At 61.7% G+C, this 20,386-nt stretch carries 18 protein-coding genes; 5 read left to right on the top strand and 13 right to left on the bottom strand.

The annotated features are described in order from the left end of the window. Positions 1-42 precede the first annotated feature (42 nt). On the bottom strand, positions 43-1,878 hold the full coding sequence (locus FBY36_RS04035) for a hypothetical protein (RefSeq protein ID WP_142117450.1): 1,836 nt from the start codon (positions 1,876-1,878) through the stop codon (positions 43-45). 96 nt (positions 1,879-1,974) lie between these two features. Next, positions 1,975-3,120: a DUF1972 domain-containing protein gene (locus tag FBY36_RS04040; protein WP_142117451.1), complete on the bottom strand. Its 1,146-nt coding sequence runs from the start codon at positions 3,118-3,120 to the stop codon at positions 1,975-1,977. Between the two features lie 365 nt (positions 3,121-3,485). Between FBY36_RS04040 and FBY36_RS04045 the strand changes: the two genes are divergently transcribed. The 5 genes from FBY36_RS04045 (at position 3,486) to rfbA (ending at position 9,268) form a co-directional block, all read left to right on the top strand. Then, on the top strand, positions 3,486-4,922 hold the full coding sequence (locus FBY36_RS04045) for a sugar transferase (RefSeq protein WP_142117452.1): 1,437 nt from the start codon (positions 3,486-3,488) through the stop codon (positions 4,920-4,922). A 203-nt stretch (positions 4,923-5,125) separates the two neighbouring features. Next, complete coding sequence (locus FBY36_RS04050; RefSeq protein WP_327436687.1) at positions 5,126-6,829, top strand: DUF4012 domain-containing protein; 1,704 nt, start codon at positions 5,126-5,128, stop codon at positions 6,827-6,829. Between the two features lie 171 nt (positions 6,830-7,000). Beyond that, positions 7,001-7,615, top strand: a complete 615-nt coding sequence (locus FBY36_RS04055) for an LPXTG cell wall anchor domain-containing protein (protein ID WP_142117454.1) — start codon at positions 7,001-7,003, stop codon at positions 7,613-7,615. Between the two features lie 293 nt (positions 7,616-7,908). After that, a complete protein-coding gene (locus FBY36_RS04060; protein ID WP_142117455.1) occupies positions 7,909-8,316 on the top strand; it encodes a VanZ family protein in 408 nt (135 codons plus the stop codon). Between the two features lie 46 nt (positions 8,317-8,362). Then, entirely contained in the window at positions 8,363-9,268 is a 906-nt protein-coding gene (gene rfbA / locus FBY36_RS04065; protein WP_142117456.1) for a glucose-1-phosphate thymidylyltransferase RfbA, read from the top strand. 74 nt (positions 9,269-9,342) lie between these two features. On the opposite strand, the gene galU is transcribed toward rfbA, so the two are convergent. The 11 genes from galU to paaA form a co-directional block, all read right to left on the bottom strand. Further along, positions 9,343-10,233: a UTP--glucose-1-phosphate uridylyltransferase GalU gene (gene galU / locus FBY36_RS04070; protein WP_142117457.1), complete on the bottom strand. Its 891-nt coding sequence runs from the start codon at positions 10,231-10,233 to the stop codon at positions 9,343-9,345. A 979-nt stretch (positions 10,234-11,212) separates the two neighbouring features. Then, entirely contained in the window at positions 11,213-12,784 is a 1,572-nt protein-coding gene (locus FBY36_RS04080; RefSeq protein ID WP_142117459.1) for a polysaccharide biosynthesis tyrosine autokinase, read from the bottom strand. A 45-nt stretch (positions 12,785-12,829) separates the two neighbouring features. Next, positions 12,830-14,050: a PqqD family protein gene (locus tag FBY36_RS04085; protein ID WP_235008711.1), complete on the bottom strand. Its 1,221-nt coding sequence runs from the start codon at positions 14,048-14,050 to the stop codon at positions 12,830-12,832. 4 nt (positions 14,051-14,054) lie between these two features. After that, positions 14,055-14,336 (bottom strand): PqqD family protein, encoded by a 282-nt coding sequence (locus FBY36_RS04090; protein ID WP_142117460.1) that lies wholly within the window; start codon positions 14,334-14,336, stop codon positions 14,055-14,057. A gap of 2 nt (positions 14,337-14,338) precedes the next feature. Next, positions 14,339-14,926 (bottom strand): hypothetical protein, encoded by a 588-nt coding sequence (locus tag FBY36_RS04095; RefSeq protein ID WP_142117461.1) that lies wholly within the window; start codon positions 14,924-14,926, stop codon positions 14,339-14,341. A 182-nt stretch (positions 14,927-15,108) separates the two neighbouring features. After that, positions 15,109-15,894: an enoyl-CoA hydratase/isomerase family protein gene (locus tag FBY36_RS04100; RefSeq protein WP_142117462.1), complete on the bottom strand. Its 786-nt coding sequence runs from the start codon at positions 15,892-15,894 to the stop codon at positions 15,109-15,111. Positions 15,895-15,929: 35 nt separating this feature from the next. Then, positions 15,930-17,156: a 1,2-phenylacetyl-CoA epoxidase subunit PaaE gene (paaE, locus tag FBY36_RS04105; RefSeq protein ID WP_142117463.1), complete on the bottom strand. Its 1,227-nt coding sequence runs from the start codon at positions 17,154-17,156 to the stop codon at positions 15,930-15,932. A 9-nt stretch (positions 17,157-17,165) separates the two neighbouring features. Next, positions 17,166-17,687 carry a 1,2-phenylacetyl-CoA epoxidase subunit PaaD gene (paaD, locus tag FBY36_RS04110; RefSeq protein ID WP_142122469.1) on the bottom strand — a complete coding sequence of 174 codons (522 nt, stop codon included), beginning with the start codon at positions 17,685-17,687 and terminating at the stop codon, positions 17,166-17,168. 5 nt (positions 17,688-17,692) lie between these two features. Continuing rightward, on the bottom strand, positions 17,693-18,616 hold the full coding sequence (paaC, locus tag FBY36_RS04115) for a 1,2-phenylacetyl-CoA epoxidase subunit PaaC (protein ID WP_142117464.1): 924 nt from the start codon (positions 18,614-18,616) through the stop codon (positions 17,693-17,695). Further along, on the bottom strand, positions 18,613-18,993 hold the full coding sequence (gene paaB / locus FBY36_RS04120) for a 1,2-phenylacetyl-CoA epoxidase subunit PaaB (protein ID WP_142117465.1): 381 nt from the start codon (positions 18,991-18,993) through the stop codon (positions 18,613-18,615). The genes paaC and paaB overlap by 4 nt, the downstream gene beginning before the upstream one ends. Continuing rightward, complete coding sequence (paaA, locus tag FBY36_RS04125) at positions 18,990-19,994, bottom strand: 1,2-phenylacetyl-CoA epoxidase subunit PaaA (RefSeq protein ID WP_142117466.1); 1,005 nt, start codon at positions 19,992-19,994, stop codon at positions 18,990-18,992. Before paaA ends, paaB begins: the two co-directional genes overlap by 4 nt. Between the last annotated feature and the right edge of the window lie 392 nt (positions 19,995-20,386).

Genomic DNA, 20,386 nt, shown 5'->3' on the forward strand with positions numbered 1-20,386 from the left:
GGGCCCGGAAGCACACCGCTTCTGGGCCCCGCTTGCGCTCTTCTAGATGCGTTCCTGGCGTTCGGGGTTGCTGACCATACTGCCTCTTTGCATCCAGATGGACCATTCTCGAATGTTGGCTTCGCGCCACCCTTTGGCGGCACGCCAAGCGTCTTCAGAGCCCTGCGCTATTGCATGATCAACAGCCCGCTTCCACGAGCTCCTAGATTCTGTGTCAACCAGGAGGGCGGAATCGTGGCCGACCATTTCGGCCAACACACTATCCTTGGGGCCGACGAAGGGGGTTCCGGCCTCCAGGGCTCGCACGGCGATGCCACTCTGGAAAAACCTCTTGTAAGGAATTAGCACCGCACTACTTTCAGCCAAGAGATCGTCGAGCCTCGCCTCGTCGACAAATCCCTCGACTACTCTCCATCCGTCTACGGCAGGCCAGCCGCGCCCATGAACCTCAAGGGTTACGGTCCCTGAGAGGTCTTCCCCCAGCGCCCGCAGCGCTTGAATATCCCTGTCAGCCTTGTACTGGCCCAAGACTCGCACAATAGGTGTGGTTCGGCGCCCTACAGGCCCCTCGCTAACTGAATCCAGAATCGGGTGCGGCAGCACGTCTACGTTGAAGTGCAAGTCTGCGCTGTCAATGGCTTCCTGTGCCTTGCGGCTGTGGGCAATGATCCTCACACGCTTCCGGAAGATAGAAGCGAACCGCCTTGCCCGATGGGAGTAGCCCACCGATCGCACGAGAGGTACAGGATCATGCAAAACCACCGCAACGTTCCGCAGGCCAAGAAGTCCTAGAAGAGCAACATCCAAGTAGCCGAGCACCGGCCAGACAATAATGATTCTTGGGTTGTGCCCCGGCCCCGAAAAGCGAGCCCGAAGCAGCGTGGACAGATAGTTGGCCAGCCATTTTAGGCGGTGCTGTCTACTGGCCGACGGTTCCAAAAATCGTGTCGAAGAAACCGAATGCCCGGTCTCGCTTAGGACGCTCGAGAGTTCATTCTCGTAATGAAGCAGTGCAGCTCCGAGCGGATTAATAATATGTGCTCGATCTGGTTCGGCCAGTCTAAAACTTTGCCGTGGTAGGGGTGCCACCAACCCACGCAAATATTCTCTAGCTCTGCTAACTCCCCGTCGGCGAACTACGTCCGCAAAGATCTTTCGCATCACCACGAGTGGTGGCACGATTCTGGCTCTTAAAAAGCCACCGTGCTCGCGAAGAAAGAGACGGATGTTTCGCGCAAAGAAGTAAGGAGGAATTCCACCTGATTCTTGCCACACTCTAGCCAGAGGGACCCAGAGAACCTCGTAGCCCGCCTTACCCAGGCTAACGTGCAGGTCGGTTTCCTCCATGTACAGGAAGTATCCCTCAGGAACTGTACGTTCCGAGATTTCTTTCCATCGGTACAGCAAGAATGCCCCATCAAGCCACTCCCGGCGAGTTGGAGTATTGTAGGGTCGGAGGATTTCTAGGCTTGTTCGATGGTCGTAGTGTGCTGGTACTCCAGTAAGTCGATCGATGTAACCTCCCGTCGACCATATGTATTCTTCATCAATTCCCGATATCAACGTTGGACCGGCTACGGCCGCCCGCGGGTTTCCCTCAAGTGCCTGATAAAGATATGAGACAGCGCCCGCCGTGGGTCGCGTCTCGTGTGTCGAGACGAGGAGGTAATTGGGAGCCACGGCCCGACGGGAAAAGTGAAGAATGGAATGGTTGACTGCTGCGGCATAACCATTGTTCGGAGTGAAGTCCAAGTCGACTTCGGCATTTATTGCCTCGCGAAGTTCGATTCGTCTTTCAGGCTCTTCACTATTGTCAACAACGAGGATGTTTTGCGGAAGCAATCCCTGCATAAGCAGGGCGTCAACGACTCCGCCCACTGATCCGTAGCTTCGGTGGTGGACCACGACCGCGGCGACACGCGTAAGCAACTATTTCCCCCTAGAAGAATGTATTACCCATGTTCCCAGCATCGTCTAAGACCGCGCAGGAACGTGACGAGATTCAAGTACTTTTTCAGCTTCTTCCTCGTACGCCTTGCAGACGCTTTCCCACGAATAAGTCGTCGCCGCCCGCGACAGTCCGTTGGAGGACGCTTCGGCCTGTAGGCTCACATCCCCCATTAGCTCAAGGACAGAAGAAACGATGTCCTTGGGCCCAATCGCTGTAAACCTTCCATGTGGACCCAGCACTTCCCGGTTATAGACAGTGTCGCGGGCGAGCGTGGGTGCACCACATGCCATCGCCTGCACCAGGGCCGGATTCGTTCCTCCAACGCTATGGCCGTGGAAATACGCGCCGCAATGTTGCCATAGTGACAGCAATTTTGCATCGTCACTCACATGCCCGAGCCAATGAACATTGTCATGTTCGACGCTGAGCGCCCCCGCCTTTTCATCGAGAGGACCGCCATAGCCGGACGAACCAACAATGACTACAGGAAAATTCATTGCTATTTCCGGTACTGCTTCGAAAAACTCTTCTACAGAATTCTCAGGCACAAATCGTGCCACAACTAGCACGTAGCCTCTATGATTCAAGTCATCCACAAGCGGTAGCTCGGCCGGGATGTCGCCGCCGTAAGGAATAAAGGCTGATTCTCTGCCGAAATCATTTTTCCAGCGCCTAGAAATCTCAGTGGAGTCTGCTATAAGCGTCTTCCCGAACCGGGCCGTGAAATGCGCGCCAAGTTTAAAAACGCCTTTGGCTAGGCGCCCCCACTTGGCGCGTTCCCACTCAATGCCATCAACATTCACAACGGTTGGGATGCGTCGGAGCCGGAGCAGGGGAAGCCAGAACCCGTTGGCAACATTCATGATTATGGCGACGTCCGGTTTTCGCACGCAGGCGTGCAACACGGAGGTTAAACCGAAGGTCAGCGTGCTTAGGGACTTTGTCTCCAGTCCTCTTGTTTCGACCAACTGGACTCTCAAATCTCGAGCAGGGTCGTCCATACGCGCGGCTCCAGGCCGCCCGTAGACGACGGTATTCCAACCGCGCCCAACTAGATAGGGAGCCAGTTTGCGGACGGCCGTCTCGAATCCACCGTAATAGCTCGGGTAACCCCTTGTTCCGATAATAGCCACAGTTCGGTTTTGCTGTGCGGCAGTCGTTCTTTTCATCCAGTTCCATCTTCTCCCGGGCGTCTAGTTCGCGCCGTTGTCCATTCCGAACACATCGCTCCTGCACGAAACGGCGTTCATTAGAGGCCGCCACGCATCGAGCCTCGTAACGGATCGATGGAAATCGATTTCCGACGAAACAACCCAAATGCGCGTTGACATCCGGCGCTTCTGACGGCTCTGTTCGTCCCGCTAACCATAACCTGAACCTGGGAACATGCAGTGATTGGTACATGCGGTGGCGGGCCGCTACGACGCAAGCGTCGCTCGTCGTCACCGAAAAATGGAGGGAGACTCGCTGCTGGCTGTATCGTTACCGCGGGGGTTATTCCCGGCCTAACTAACGAACTGGTAGGGATACTGACTTGGGGACAACGCGTGATTGGCGTCAGCGAACGTCGCGCAGACTGCGTGTCGTTGACGCCTTCGTAATAGTTTGGGCGATTTCTGGTGCCTACATCGTGCGGTTCGGTTTTGCTCCCAACCTCATCGTCGAAGGACAAGACTTTTCCTACATGGGGCTGTCAGCCGCTTTGGTTATTGCGTGGTGGCTGATGCTCGGGGCATGGAACAGCAGACAAAGTCGAATCTTGGGCTCTGGCGCAGACGAATACAAACGTGTCGCAGCTGCATCACTTTGGCTGTTTGGGATAGTGGCCATCGTTTCTTATGTGCTTCGAATCGAAACTGCCAGAGGTTACGTCGGCATTGCGCTGCCGGCCGGATTACTTGGACTGCTACTCGCGCGCTGGCTGCTGAGGCAGCACCTATCTGTCGACCGCCAGGGCGGCTCCAGCATGTCACGGTTGATGATTCTGGGTGGCCCGAGCGCAGTCGCGCATCTGGCGGACACGCTTGCTGGAGCGAGGCACTCCGGCTACCTGCCTATCGCTGCCTACACCCCTGGCGGCCCGGATAAGAACATCAGCGCAGATATTTCGGGGCTGCCCGTACTCGGATCAGACCCTGCAATCCCGTCGATACTGGCTGCAATCGACGAATCCAAAGCTGATGCCGTCGCTGTTTCCGCTGGCGTGCAGTTGCACCCGCAGACACTTCGTCATCTGGGTTGGGAACTAGCTGCCCGGAACGTTGGTCTAATCATGGCCCCGGCGTTGACTGACATTGCAGGTCCTCGTATACACACCCAACAAGTCGCCGGGCTTCCGCTTATCCATGTAACTACGCCGACCTTGGAAGGTGGGCAACGGGTTGCGAAACGCCTCTTCGACGTTGCAGTGTCCGCCGTCCTAATTGTTTGTGCATCCCCCCTCATGGCGCTTATCGCACTCGCCGTCAAGCTCGACAGCCGCGGACCGGCCCTATTTCGTCAGGAGCGCGTGGGAATCGAGGGCGCACCTTTCAAGATGCTGAAGTTTCGCTCAATGGTGGTGGACGCGGAATCGCAGCTCAGCACCCTCGCCCGTGAGAACGAAGGTAGCGGCGTTTTGTTCAAGATGAAAAGCGATCCGCGTGTAACCCGAGCCGGGGGGTTCCTGCGCCGATACAGCTTGGATGAGCTCCCCCAACTGTTCAACGTCTTCTCCGGCTCAATGAGCTTAGTTGGTCCCCGTCCACCTCTGCCGCGAGAGGTCGAAGCTTACGAACACGATGTGCGTCGGCGATTGTTGGTCAAACCTGGGCTGACGGGACTCTGGCAAGTCAGTGGACGTTCAGATCTGTCGTGGCAAGACTCCGTGCGTCTGGACCTCTACTACGTCGAAAACTGGTCCTTAGCAGGAGACTTGGTGATTCTGCTGCGAACCGCGCGCGCGGTATTTCAGCGCACCGGCGCCTACTGATGACTGAGATATCCACTTAATGCAAGCTGGAAGGATTCTGCCTAATGCCAGGACCCCATGAGACACGCCCGCGGGGGCTTAATCACAATGAGGCCACGAAACGATCCCGTAAGCGTCGGATTCGCCGAGTTCTTATATCGTTTCTTGGCTGTCTGGTGCTTCTAGTTGTGGCGGCATCATGGCTCGCATACAAAGCGTCCCGGGTGAATGCAGACTTGTCTGCAGCAGCGGACCTCGTGCAGCAGATGAAACACGAAATATCTTCATCCGACACAAGCGGTGCAGCCTCGACTGTTGAGCAGATGTCGCACTACACCGAGAGTGCAAAGAACTCCGCGCAGGACCCTGTGTGGACCCTCGCGTCGGGAATGCCTTGGATTGGTCCCAATCTTTCGGCTGTGACAGAAGTAGCTCGTTCGGCGGACGACGTTACGCAGTTGGGAATGGCTCCGCTCGTGAGGATCTCCAATTCTCTCGATTGGAGAGAGCTCGTTCCAAAATCTTCGGGATCGAATCTGACTCCGCTAAAGAATGCAGCGCCGACGGTGTCGTCTGCAGCGTATGCAGTCGCAGCATCGGCAGACAGACTCAACAGCATTCACTCCGAAAACCTGCTTCCGCAGGTGTCCGCCCCCCTCGCAAGTGCACGCGAAGAGCTTCAACAAGCGACCACCGCACTGAACACCGCGGCGAATGTCGCACAAATTGCTCCGGACATGTTGGGCGCAGACGGGCCCAAGCGCTACCTGCTGATGATCCAAAACAACGCAGAAACGCGTGCCTCCGGAGGTATTCCGGGCGCTCTCGCCGAACTAACTATCGACCAGGGGAAACTGAGTCTCGGCAAACAGAGCTCCGCTACTGAGCTTGGGACCATGACACCGGTTCTACCTGTCGAGGCCCAGCAGCAACAAATTTTCTCGAGCCGTATCGGTAAGTATATGCAGGACGTGAACCTTACTCCTGATTTTCCGACCGCGGCCGCTACAGCAAAAGCCATGTGGCAGCAAAAGACCGGTGAGAGCCTTGACGGAGTAATTTCCATCGACCCCGTGGCCTTCAGTTATCTTTTGGATGCCACCGGCCCCATCAAGATCACCAATCCGCAGGTGGCAGCCCTGGCCAAAGGCAGACTTCCTGTCGACTTGACAAAGGAGAACATAGTTTCCACGCTGCTGTCAGACGTCTACGCCAAGATCGAGGACCCAAAGCTGCAGGACGCCTATTTTGCCGGCGTAGCCCAAGAGGTGTTTGGCGCGCTTTCGGGAGGAAATGGTGAGGCCAAGGCTTTGGTAGCAAGTCTCACCCGTGGTGTTGAAGAGGGCCGAGTCTCGTTATGGTCCGCAAGCGCAGCTCAGCAAGCGATTATTGGAAACTACAAATTGGGTGGGGCCGTCAGCGGACCAAACGTCTCCCCGGCCGAGTTCGGTGCCTATTTCAACGACGGAACTGGCGCCAAGATGGACTACTACATCAAACGAACAGTTCAACTCATTAGGAAGTGCTCCAAGGACGGCTATGAGGAGACGGCCGTTCGAATCGTGAGCACAAATACAGCACCTGCAGATGCAGCGAAGTCGTTGCCCGCATACGTCACCGGCGGCGGCCACTATGGCGTGCCGCCAGGGACCGTCCGGACAAATGTCGTCGTCTACGGACCGGTCCAAGCAAACATCGAATCAGCCACGCTCGACGGACAGAAGACTCCCTTCGCGCCTTACCTGCACGCGAACAGGCCAGTAGGCGTGGTTGCTCAGCAACTCACACCAGGTCAAACCGAAGCCGTGGAGTTCACCTTTGGGAAGATCGTCCAGCGCACGGAACCTAACTTGGTTGTCACACCCACTGTCCAGCCTGTAAAGGACGTTATTCTTCCGACGGAAAACGCGTCCTGTGGGCAAGGCTAGTGACAGTCGCGTTAACACTATGTAAACCGACTGGATTGAGGTTGGTGACATGCCACGACGGATGGTATCTTTTTCTTGGGATATTCATCCGTAGATCTGCACACGGTCTCGTGCAGAGGGGACATTTCCCCGAATCGGGTACCACACTTTCACGTCTCCGGGGGGACAAATATGAAGAAGACTTTCGCTGCACTCGCGCTTGCAGGCTCCATCGCACTTATTGGCTCGGCACCCGCCATGGCCGCAACGTACCCGGCGCTTCCGCCGCAGGCAGCCGTTTCCGACGGCACCGTCGGCCCCGGTGAGACCTTCGTCTTCCGCGGCCAGGGCTTCCTTGCTGGCGAACGGCTCGTCATCCGCGTTACGCCCGGCCAGGCTCCCGCCTCCAACGGTGCAAACATCGCCGGCAGCCGGGCCGTGGCAGCTCGCATCAACGTTGTGGCCGAGGCGCAAACCCTGACCACCACGGCGGACGCCAAGGGCGCATTCTCCCTGCCGATCGCGATCAACGAGGCCGGCACCTACAGCCTGACCGCAACCGGTGAAACCTCCGGTGTGACCGTCGGCCCCGTCACGGTCACAGTTGCAGCCGCGCTGGCCAACACCGGCGGGTCCATTGCAGGCACCACCGGCGGCGCTCCGCTGGCCAACACCGGCGGCTTGGCCAACACCGGCGCTGACTCCGGCCTGGTCCTGTGGACCCTGGTTGGCGCCGGCGCTCTGGCTGCCGGCGCAACCTCAGTGGTAGTGGTTCGCCGCCGCGCCAAGGCTGATGCTGCTGCCTAAGCGAAACGCTCCTTAGCACCAACGAAGGTGGGTGCATCTCCGGAAACGGAGATGCACCCACCTTTTGCTTTGTGTGGTAACTATTAGGGCTATGGGGAGACATTGGCACAAAACACCACGCGAGTACGACTTTTCCCTTCCCCTCCCCCGGCCACAAGTACTCCGCTACGCCCTTTTGGCGCTCCTCGCTGTATGCTCCCTCGCAACGGCCGCGTTCGCCCTTCTTCGAGCCTCCTGAGGCTCCGTTGAGAACCCTCCGGAACCAACGGCTCTGGCGCAGAGTCCTGGCCGCCATGCTCGTTCCCCAGGCCTTGGTGGCCTTTTGGCCATCCCCAATCGACCAGCCAGTTCAGGGGCACTTGGCAAGTGCTTTAGCTCTTCTTCACCAGCACGGCCTTCCAGCGTGGGTGAACTATACGTTCGTGGAAGCGGCTGCTAACGTCCTGCTGTTTGTCCCACTCGGAATAGTCAGTAGCCTGGCCTTTCCCAGAAAGTACTGGTGGCAGATCGGGGCCCTCGGGTTGCTGGTTTCGGGGTGCATCGAACTGAGTCAGCTCCTGTTTCTTCACGCCCGCCTTGCAGCGTTGTCAGATGTTGTAACCAACATTGCAGGAGCGACAATTGGTGCACTTCTGGTGACATTAATAAGGTACAAACTCAACACTAGCCATGACCCAACGCGTGCTTCCTGCCGCGCTTGAGATGACAGATTTGGTTCCATTTCGACTCGTATTGGAAAATATAACAATGCGCGGAATTATCCTCGCCGGGGGAACCGGTTCACGTCTTCATCCAATTACCTTGGGCATCAGTAAACAACTGGTCCCGGTCTACGACAAACCCATGATCTACTACCCGCTGTCCACGCTCATGCTGGCGGGTATCCGGGACATCCTGATCATCACCACACCACACGACGCAGACCAGTTCCAGCGGCTTCTGGGCGACGGCAGCCGCTTCGGGGTGAACATCACGTACACCCAGCAGCCCTCCCCGGACGGCCTGGCTCAGGCCTTTATCCTGGGCGCTGAGCACATTGGTGACGGGCCCGTGGCCCTGGTACTTGGTGACAACATCTTCTATGGCCAAGGTATGGGAACGCGGCTCCGTCGCTTCGAAAACATCGATGGCGGAGCCGTGTTCGGCTACCGGGTTGCAGACCCCTCAGCCTACGGCGTGGTGGAGTTCGACGAGACCGGACGGGCGATCTCCCTCGAGGAAAAGCCTGCGGAGCCCAAGAGCCACTATGCAGTGCCCGGTCTTTACTTCTATGACAACGATGTAGTTCAGATTGCCCGCGATCTGAAGCCTTCTGCCCGCGGCGAGCTGGAAATTACCGACGTCAACCGGGTTTACCTGGAGCGCGGCAAACTGCAGGTGGAGATCCTGCCCCGCGGCACCGCCTGGCTGGACACGGGGACCTTCAATGACCTCAACGAGGCCTCGGAATTTGTCCGTACCGTGCAGCACCGGCAGGGACTGTCCATCGGCTGTCCCGAGGAAATCGCCTGGCGCCTGGGCTTCCTTACCGACAATGAACTGCAAGAACGCGCCGAGCCGCTTGCTAAGAGCGGCTACGGCAAATACTTGCTGGAGTTGCTGGGAGAAAATGCCGAGACCTCCGCTGAGCGGCTGGAACTCGTAAACCGCTGAAACTCCGACAATCGCATTAAATGACGTCGGGCCCACCACGAACTGTGGTGGGCCCGATTTGTTTGCGGCCTGCGTTAGCCCACGAAGCTCTTCATCCAGGTCTTGAGGTCCTCGCCGAACTCCACGCGCTCGGAAGCAAGGGTGATGACGGCCTTGAGGTAGCTCAGCTTGTCCCCGGTGTCGTAGCGGCGGCCCTTGAAGACCACGCCGTACACGCCGGAACCTTCGCCCTCGCCGGCGGCCAGGGTCTGCAGGGCGTCGGTCAGCTGGATCTCGCCGCCGCGGCCCGGCTCCGTGTTCTCCAGGACACCGAACACGTTGTGGTGCAGCACGTAACGGCCGATGACCGCCAGGTTGGACGGCGCCTCGCCAACGGCCGGCTTCTCCACCAAGCTGTTGACGCGGACATAGTCCTCGCCTTCAACAACAGAGATGTCCGCGCAGCCGTAGGCGCTGATCTGAGACGGATCAACTTCGATCAGGGCGATCACGGAACCACCGGTCTTCTGCTGCACCTCCATCATGGTGCCCAGCAGGTCCTCGGCCTCGTCAATGAGGTCGTCACCCAGGAGCACGGCAAAGGGCTCGTCGCCCACGTGCTGCTGTGCGCAGAGGACCGCGTGGCCCAGGCCCTTGGCCTCGCCTTGGCGGACGTAGTGGATGGGACCCAGGTTGGAGGCGTACTCCACCAAGCCCAGCTTGTCCTTGTCGCCCTTGGCCTCCAGCGCAGCTTCCAGGCCGGGTTCGCGGTCGAAGTGGTCCTCCAGGGCGCGCTTGTTGCGGCCCGTGATCATCAGCAGGTCGGTGAGGCCTGCGTCAATCGCTTCCTCCACCACATACTGGATGGCCGGGCGGTCTACCACCGGCAACATTTCCTTCGGCATTGCCTTGGTGGCGGGCAGGAAGCGTGTCCCCAATCCGGCAGCAGGAATGACGGCTTTGGTAATAGCTTTCCCCTTAGTCATAGCTGAACCTTAACAAATTTGCTGTGGCAAACGGCAATCGGATGCGCATTAGGGAAGGCCTATTCAGCGCTGGATCAGAGTCCGCGGAGGTCCCTAACGAGCCTCGGTACGGCCTTGAAAAACCGCGCCCACCTGCTGCGATGTTGATTCAGTCGCCCTACGAAAGACATATCCGCATAGATGTTCCCGCTAAGGAAGACTTCGGTTCGAGGGAAGACTGCCCGCCACAAAAGATTTGGTTTGCTCCTCCACGGGGCCTGGAGAAGGGCAATGAGCCGGGCGCTACCAGGCTCCCGCGCCGCCACACGGTTGCGCCATTCCTGGGACGGTTCCGGCCATTCGGGAGCCATGGATGGGAGAAGCAGACCTTCGACGAAGGGGCGCAGGGCCGCCAGGGAACCCGTAGCAGCCGCGAGGTCCAGAAGTTCTTCGTCCCGGGATTCCCGATGTGTGAGGCCGGAAAGGTACTCAAGCTCCTGACGGCAGGAAGGCAGTTCAGGCGACCGCAAAGCGTGCAAAGCCAGAAACAAAATCCCAAGCGACTTCGTGGGGACTCTCAGCCGCTGCCCTGCAAGTTCCATGTGGGCGGTGCTCGCCCACAATGTCTCGAAGCAATTGCCGGCGAGATCTTCCATTCCTGGAAAGCGAAAGTGGACGTCAATGCAGCAAGGCCACTCTGGATGGTCGAGGGTGACCGAGTGCTTTGGGAACGTTTTGTTGTCCGGGTCCGCGGGGCGTTCCCTCCAACCCCGCGCACTAAGGCCCTCCAGCAAATCATGCAGCCTCGAGGGGTCAACATAAACGTCCACATCTGACGATACTTTCGCGTGCCGCAGCCCTTGAAGGACACTGGCTGGCCCCTTGATGAAGAAGACCCGAATGCCCAGGACGTCCGCCAGCCGCGCAACGAGAGCATGCCCTAGGAGTACGCCTTCCGGGAGACTGAGCTGGGCATCCTTGGCAGAGTGAGCCATGAGGCCTAGATCCTGACCCTGCGGCCGCCAGGAATTGCCTCCGATACGTCTATGGCGTCTGGGTCCTGCCATTCACTGAGGGGCTCCGGCTCCTCCAATGATTGCGGGGGAACCGAGGTGTAGGTTCCGTAATAGGAGTAGGCATCAGTCCCCTTCGTGGGAACGTAGTTGAGCACGGCTCCCAGGACGCGTCCCTTGACCTTTTCAAGGTTCCCCAGGGACTGGTCCAGCTGCTCCTGGGTGGTCCTGCCGGTCCGGATTACGACAATGGCACCGTCCGCCGCGCGGGAGAGGACGGCAGCATCCGTTACAGGCAGCAGCGGCGGCGCGTCTATCAGGACAACAGCATTCTTGGCCAAGGTGGTGAGCATGTTCTTCATGGCGCGGGAGCCAAGCAATTCACTGGGGTTGGGCGGGATGCGTCCCGATCCCAGGACTGAAAGGTTGGGCAGCGCCCCCCACGGCTGGAGGACATCGCTGAGCTCCGCTGTGCCCGTGAGGACATCGGTGACTCCGACTCCAGGGACAAGGTTGAAGACGTCCACCAGCGTGGGCCGCCGGAGGTCGCCGTCGACCACTACGACGTTTTCTCCCGCTGCCGCCATGGTGACCGCGAGATTGGCAGTGACTGTCGACTTGCCTTCCGCCTGCATGGAGCTGGTGACCACGATGATCCGTGGCGGCTGGTCGACATCAAGGAAGCTGAGGTTGGTGCGCAGCTCGCGGAGGGCTTCGGCCATGGCCCCGCCGGCGTCGTGAAGCTGCGCGGCGCTGCCCGCGTCCACGATGGTGCTTTTCCCGTCCAAACGGTGGTCCACAGGGAGGGTGCCGATCACGGGGACGCCGAACAGCCGCTCGATGTCCGCAGCCTTCCGGATCCGCCGGTCCAAGTGCCGGCGGACCAGCGCATACGCCACCCCCAGCGCCAGGCCGACAAGGGCGCCCAGGGCCAGGTTGAGCTTGGTGTTGGGTGACGTGGGGCTGACGGGAAGGACGGCTTTGCCCAGGGGCAGCACCCGGACAGCTGTTGCTGCGTCCGCCTGTGACCCGGCGCTGGCCTGAGCCCCACCGTTTGCCTGCCCCGCTGAGTCGGTGGCTGGCGCGGTTTCTATGGCCTCAACCTGGGCAGCCAGGCCGTTGACCCAGGCATCGGCTACGCGCTGGGCGGTTGCTGGATCGGTGGACTGTGCAGTCACCTTGATCTCTGCCGTGTCCAGCGGAACCTTCACGGTGATGCTGCCAAGCAGGGCATCGGCGGATGTCTTCAGGTCCAGCGATTGGATGACCCGGTCCGCGACGAGGCGCGATTTCGCCACCGACTCGTAATTCTTGACCTTGGCCTTGGCCAGGCTGTCCCCGGCCAGCGCCAGGCTGACATTGTCAGAGCCCGGCGTGACCACGATGCCACTGGAGTCGGAGGAGTAGACCTTGGGCTGCAGAACGGTCCATCCCGCGGCTGCCAATGTGGCCAGCAGGGTGAAAGCCACAACGGCCTTCCAGTACACCCGCAGGATGGCCAGGTAGTCCGTAAGGTCGAGTCCCGGCGACGCCTCCGTGGACGTTGTTATTGTGCTCATGGTGATTCCTCAAATTCAGGTCTTTGTCTGCGCCTCGAGGGCTGTTCAGTGTGCGCGGCGTTCCAATACCGACGTGGCGATGAGCTGCTCTACGGCGGTGGCGACGGTGGCCCGGTAGCCTTCGGGCTCACCGTGCAGTTCCGCGATGTGTTCCGTCAGTTCCTCCAGGCCCCTCGGCACGGAGCAGGCTTCCCAAAGTGCCGGGCCGATCCCACTGAGACGCACGATCTCGTTGTCCAGCATGACCAGCAGGTCGCGGCCAATCTTCACTGCATCCCTCGAGGCCCTCCGCCGGATACTCCCAGCGGGAAGGAGTCGCCTCCGGGCAGCATCCGGCGCTGCGGCTTCCCATTCCGGCCCTGACGTTGGCTGCAGCCGGAACAGGGGCTCCAGGGCAACCGGAAGGTCCGCTGCCTCCGCATAGGTCACCTGCCACACTCCCCCGACACTCTCGATGAGACGGCAAAGTGACTGCAGCGGGTCCACGACGTCGGCCTGCGAGGAGGACTCGGGAATCAGTGCGAGCAGGGCGTCGGCCAGCGGTACCCGCTCCAGTACCGGTGCTACCGGATTGGGCGCTTGGACACGGTTCAGGAGCACGATGGACTGGATGAAGGGCAAGGCCGGGGCCGGCTGAAGTCCAAACTCGTCCGGTCCAGCCTGGCGTTTAGGTGCTCCGGCTCCCTGCTTGACCGATAAGGGCTTGGGGTAGGGAACCACGGAGCCGTCCCAGGCGATGGCAACTGTCTCGTCCGTGACATAGCCGTACGTCCTGGCCAGCACGGAAGCTGCGGTGGTCTTTCCTGTTCCAGACTTGGCTACCAGTGCCACCACGGCCCCGGTGCCCGGATCCGCAACCCCGCAGGCGTGGAGCATGGTCAGTTCACCGGCGTTGGCCAGAATCGCGGACACTGTGAGCCGGGACGTGAGATTCTCAGCCAGCTCCTCAAAGGACGCCGCTCCGATATGGAAGGTGCCGTCCCCGTACTTCATGGAGGCGCAGGTGACTGAGGCGGTGAACTGACTGCCAGCAGCGGGTTCCATTGGCTCCGGCGGCAGCAGGGGCTGGGGGCTGCTGACGATACACCGCGTCCAGGCCAAGCTCATTGATACCCGCTGCTGCCACGTGACCGCATGGCCCCAGCGGACCACAAACCGCTGCCCCAAGACCTTTAGGCACAGCAGATCACCGCCTCGTGCCAACTCCTCGAACAGGCGCTGCTGCCACGCCGACTGTTCGTTCCCCGTGATCCCTGCGGACGTCATGCCGTTAGTGGGAAGCGCCGCGGGCAGCCTCGATCAGGCGCTGCGCTTCGAGGCTGGCCAGGAATGCCTCCACCTGGGCCTGCATCTGTCCCGACTGGTCCTCGAAGGTGGCCTCGAGCTCAGCGAAGATGTCCTGCTCGCTCCGCTGGCCGTCAATGAGGTCCCAGATGACCGCTGCCGGCCCTTCCAGGACCACGGGCTGGGTTGCGTCGAGGTGCAGCAGGGCGACGCGGGCCCGCGGTTCTGTGCAGACTTCTGCGACCAGGCCGCCACGCTTCCAGACCATGGTCAGTGGTTAACTGTTAGAGCGCCGGTGAGAATACGGCTGGTGCCATCGGGAAGCCTGAGCGTAATGGTCAGTGTGTAGGTGTACGATACTTTGCTCGGCTGCGAACCGGAGATGCGCTCGTATTGGAACGAGATGGGGAAATTCAGGGTTTGGCCGCCCGTAACGCCGCCGCTGTAAGTGAACGTAGCGTTGTATTCATGGGTGCTAGAGTAGGAAGCCCCGGACAGCGTCAGGGGGCTTGACCCGGCCTGGATGGACTGGACGCCCGCCCCCGCGGCAACCGTTGCTGTTGGTTTGATGTTCACGGTGCCGCTGACGGCGCCGGTAAAAGTGGTACCGCTGTTCGTGATTTGGAAACCCGTTGGGCCGGTACCCGTGCGGTTGGTACCCGTGCCGGTACCCGTTGAGCTAATAAGGGAAATGCTCGAGCCAGGCCCTGTCAGGGCGGCCGTAGCTGAGACGCCGGAGGCAGCAGCGGCCGGAGCAGCAATGGCCGTTGCAATGACGGGCAGCGACCAGGCAACGCCTGCGACTACCCGCCGGCGGCTGAAACCGTTCTCTTCCTGACCATCGACTTCCGCGTTCAAAACCTCAGACAATTGTGCCCCCAGAGTAGTCTTTACACGCCGCTGCCCAGATGAGACCGGCAGCGCGCATCAGCCGGATTTGTCCGGCTGCGCCTACTCTTACGAACGGTAATTAAGTTTTCTGCAATTGCCTTGCAAGGTTCAATCAAGAATTCTGCAAGGGTCTTGATCTAAATCTCGAATCAGCGACCGCCTGTGAACTTCGGCTCGCGCTTCTCCTGGAACGCCCGGAACCCCTCGGCGTAGTCCTCGGTCTTGCAGAGCCGCGCCTGCTCCTCATTTTCCTCCTGCATGGCCTGCCACAGGCCCAGGCGCTGGTCGCGGATGCGCGCCACCAACTCCTTCGAGGCAACGAACGCCTCGGTAGCTCCGGCCGCCACGCGCGAAACGATCGCCCGGGTGGACTCCAGCAGCTCACCAGCGGGCATGGCGCGGCTGAACATCCCCTGCGCCACCGCTTCGGCCCCCGAGATCAGGTCGGCCGTGTAGATGAGGTCCAGTGTCCGGTGCATGCCCAGCCGCTCCGTGAAGTACCAGTGCCCGCCCGAGTCCAGAGTGGCCCCCAGCTTGGCGAACGGCGAGCCGAACTTGGCGTTCTCCGCCACGTACACCACGTCCGTGGCCAGCAGCAGCCCCAGCCCCACGCCCAGGCACGCCCCCTGCGCCGCAGCGAACGTCGGCGCCGGGAAAGCGGCCATCTTCTTCAGCAGCGGCTCCACCAGCCCGCCCAGATACGCGGCAGCGTCGTCACTCTCCGGCGTGACCCCCGCAATGTCCCGGCCCGCGCAGAAGGCACGGCCCTCTCCCCTCAGCAGCAGCGCCCGCACCTCACCGCGTGAGGCGGCGGCAGCAGCGTCGTCGTACGCGTGGGTTAAATCCCGCAGCGCCTGCTCATCCAGCGAGTTCAGCTTCTGCGGCGCGTCCAGAACGACTTCTGCAACACCGTTGCTGATGGAAAGGGAAATCATGGAACTCCTATGTTCAGACGGGCAAGGGGTAAGGCTTAGACGTCGAAGTCGACCGTGACTTCTTTGCTGGTGGGGTGGCTCTGGCAGGTGAGGACGTAGCCCCTGTCCAGCTCATCCTGCTCCAGCGCGTAGTTCTCGTCCATGGTCACGCTGCCGGTGACCACCTTGGCCCGGCAGGTGCCGCAGACTCCCCCGGCGCACGCGAACGGCACGTCCGGGCGCACCCGCAGCGCCGCGTTCAGGATGGACTCGCGGGCGTGGGTGGGGCTGGCCACCTCGCCCTGCAGGCCGTCCAGCTTGAACGTGATCTTGTACGTCTCCTTGGACTCGTCCACCACCACCGGACGGCCGGCGTTGCCCTCCGGGCGGTCCGGCTTGCCGGAGGTGAACAGCTCGAACCGGACGTTCTCCGGCTTCACCCCGCGCTCGGCCAGGGTGTCCCGGCACAGCTGCACCAGCTCGAACGGCCCGCACAGGAACCATTCGTCCACATCGTCTGCGTGCAGGGCGGTGCCCAGCAGCTGCTGCAGCTTCTCCGAATCAATCCGGCCGCTCAGCAGCGGTGCGATCCGCTGCTCGCGGGAGAGCACGTGGTGGATGGCCAGCCGCTGCGGGTACTTGTCCTTCAGGTCCGCCAGCTCCTCCAGGAACATCACGTCCATGGCGGCCTTGTTGGCGTAGATCAGGTCGAACCGGGTCTCCGGGTTGGCGGCCAGCAGCGTCCGGGCGATGGCGATCACCGGCGTGATGCCGGAGCCGGCGGCGATGGCCACAAAGTTCCCGGCCTCCCCCGCCAGGTCCTCCGGGTGGTTCATGGAGTTCATGACGTTCTGGTCCACCGCCACGCCGTCCCGGCCGTGCTTGGATACGAACGCGCCCATGGGGCTCATCACCTCCAGGGTGTCCCCGGCCTTCAGCTCGGCGTTGGCCCATGTGGAGAACAGCCCGCCCAGGTCCTTCTTGATGGCCACGCGGATCTCGCTGGTGCCGTCCGGGAAGCTGCGCGGCTCGGCGCAGATGGAGTAGCTGCGGCGGATTTCCTTGGGCTCGCCGGTCTCATCCGGGAGCGTGGTGCGCAGGGCCACGTACTGGCCGGGCAGGTAGTCGAACTTGCCGGCGAGCTCGGCCGGCACATGGAAGCCGACCTCGATGGCGTCGTCGGTGAGCCGGCGCACCTCCTTGACCTCGAGGGTGTGGAAGGACGGACGACGGCGGCCGGTCACCTCAGCCTCTTCGGCGGCGGTCTGGCGGACAACAGGCATGGCGGTTCCTTACAGGACTTTGAAGTAGTCGAACGGTTCCTTGCAGTCCTGGCACACATACAGCGCCTTGCAGGACGTGGAACCGAAGCGGGTGAGTTCCTTGGTGTTGAGGCTGTTGCACTGCGGGCACTTCACGGCCAGGCTTAGCCGGATGGGGCCGGAGTGGCCGCCGGCTTTGGAGTTGCCGGTGGGCGGGGCGATGCCGTATTCCTGCAGTTTCTGCTTTCCGGCCTCGGTCATCCAGTCCGTGGTCCAGGCCGGTGCCAGGACCAGGTCCACCTGGACGTCGTCGTAGCCTTCCTTCTTGAAGGCGGTGTAGAGGTCGTCGCGGATGGCGTCCATGGCCGGGCAGCCCGAGTACGTGGGCGTGATGGTGACGGTGACTTTTCCGTCCTGTACTTCCACGTTGCGCAGGATGCCGAGGTCCGCGATGCTGAGCACCGGAATCTCCGGGTCGCAGACCGTGGCCGCGATGTCCCACGCGTCCTGCTGCGGGGTGCGGGCACGGGTTTCGAAGTCCGAGATGTACATTTCGGTCACCAGCTGGCTCCGGGATGCTCGCGGGCCAGCACCTGCATTTCGGCGAGGATGTAGCCCAGGTGCTCCGAGTGCTTGCCGTAGCGGCCGCCGCCCGGGGCTGCGGGAACGTCCGGGACCTCCAGTTCGGCTTCCGTGAGGATTTCACCGGTCAGGCGGTCAAAGCCTTCCTTCAGGGAGGAGGGCGCGACGGCGGCACCCGCCCCAGCGAGGCGCTGCGTCAGGTCATCGTCCCGAAACAGTTCGCCGACGTACGGCCACATGGTCCGCAGGCCGTGGATCATCCGCTGGCGCGATTCGTCGGTGCCGCCGGCCAGGCGCAGGACCCACTGGGCTGTGTGGTCCCGGTGGTAGTCCACTTCCTTCACGGCCTTGGCGGCGATGGCTGCGATGGTGGCGTCCGTGGATTCGGTGAGGCGGCGGTAGAGCAGGTACTGGTAGTAGCTCACCACGAACTGGCGGGCGATGGTGGCCGCGAAGTCGCCGTTGGGCTGCTCGAACAGCTGCACGCTGCGGAACTCGTGCTCGCGGCGGAAGTAGGCCAGGTCATCCTCGCTCTTGGCCGTGCCGTCTTCGGTGAGCATGCCTGCTCCGGCGTAGGTGAGGAAGCTGCGGGCGTGGCCCAGCTGGTCCAGGGCGATGTTGCCCAGGGCGATATCCTCCTCCAGCTCGGGGGCGCGGGAGATCCAGTGGCCCAGGCGCTGCGCGAGGATCAGGGCGTCGTCGCCCAGGCGGAGGGCGTACTCGGCGATGTCCTCTGTTGGCTTTACCAGGCCGGTGCGGACCTCCAGAGCGATGTCCTCCGGGCGGAGGGCGTTGCCGGGGGTGATTCTTGTTGCGCTGGCGTTGGAATCGCCGCCTGCCACACCGGTGGAGATGTCGCCGTGGCCGGTGGTTGCTTCTGTTGTTTCGGGGGTGCTCACAGGTGCTTCACCCCTTCGCTCTTGGTGTAGTACGTGGCGTGCCGGTAGTCCTTGCCCTGCGGGGACTCGAAGAAGGAGCCCTTGGAGTCGGGGTCGCTGGCGGCGATGGCGTCCGCCGGGACCACCCAGATGGAGACGCCCTCGTTGCGGCGGGTGTAGAGGTCGCGTGCGTTCCGCAGGGCCATGGCGGCGTCCGGGGCGTGCAGGGATCCGGCGTGGACGTGGCTCAGGCCGCGGCTGGAGCGGACGAAGACCTCCCAGAGGCCCCACGCGCTCCGGTCGTGGTGCTCCTCGGGTGCAGGGGATGCCTTGGGGGCTTCGCGGTTGATTTCGGTGGCGGCGCTTGCGGGGGCGTCCGGGTTGCCGTGCGGGCTCATGCTGCGTATTCCTTCGTCGTCATTGACTCTTTTGCCTGCTGTTTTGCTGCGTAAGCCGCCGCTGCCTCGCGGACCCAGGCGCCGTCGTCGTGCGCTTCCCTCCGTCGCTCAAGGCGCTGGGCGTTGCAGGGACCGCGGCCGGCCAGGACTTCCTGGAACTCGTGCCAGTCCAGGGGGCCGTGCTCCCACTTTTTGGTGTCCTCGTTGAAGCGGACCTGGTCATCCGGGAGGGTGAGGCCCAAGACCCGGACCTGCTCCACCATCATGCCCACGAAGCGGCTGCGGAGCTCGTCATTGCTGAACCGCTTAATGTTCCAGGCCATGGACTGCTTGGAGTTGGGCGAATCGTCGTCCGGCGGGCCGAACATCATCAGGGCCGGGGCGTACCAGCGGTTCACGGCGTCCTGGGCCATCTGCTTCTGCTCCGGGGTGCCGTTGGAGAGCTCGAGGAGGATCTCGAAGCCCTGGCGCTGGTGGAAGGACTCTTCCTTGCAGATGCGCACCATGGCGCGGCCGTAGGGGCCGTAGGAAGCGCGGCACAGCGGGACCTGGTTGCAGATGGCTGCGCCGTCCACCAGCCAGCCGATGGCGCCCATGTCCGCCCAGGTCAGGGCCGGGTAGTTGAAGATGCTGGAGTAGCGGGCCTTGCCGGCGATGAGGTCGTCCATCATCTTGTCCCGGCTTTGGCCCAGGGTTTCGGCGGCGCTGTAGAGGTAGAGCCCGTGGCCGGCTTCGTCCTGGACCTTGGCCATGAGGATGGCCTTGCGCTTCAGGCTGGGGGCGCGGGAAATCCAGTTGGCTTCCGGCTGCATGCCGATGATCTCGGAGTGCGCGTGCTGGGAGACCTGGCGCAGGAGGGTCTTGCGGTAGGCCGCGGGCATCCAGTCGCGGGGCTCGATGCGCGAGTCCTCGGCGATGATGCGGTCGAAGTGGGCCTGGCCTGCGGCTTCTTCTTCCGGGGTTAGCTCAGCGGGCACTGACTGCAGGTTCTGCGCTGCCATGGTTGCTCCTATGCAAAGACCGTCTGGGACGTGCCGAATTATTTACCGACCGTTCGTTCAGGATATGCGGGAGCGGCGGACCCCGTCAAGCGTGTCCTCCCCCTTGCGCTTCCGTCGCACACCGGCCTTGCGCTCCATAACCGGCCCCGGCCCACACCGGTTATGCGGCGCCTAGCCGGTTACGCGATCCGGCCCGTCCAACGCCCGCTCACCTCTGGCGCCCCTTCCTGCAACGCCTGCTCAGGTTCTGCACGTTTTCCTCCAACGCCCGCTCAGCTCCTGCACGTTTTCCTCCAACGCCCGCCCACCTCCTGCACGTTTTCCTCCAACCCCGCCCACCTCCTGCACCTGGGGTGCGTGCCGCCGTCGTAATACAGCCCGAGTACTCTGGT

The sequence above is a fragment of the Arthrobacter sp. SLBN-122 genome, from assembly GCF_006715165.1.
Lineage (GTDB): Bacteria > Actinomycetota > Actinomycetes > Actinomycetales > Micrococcaceae > Arthrobacter.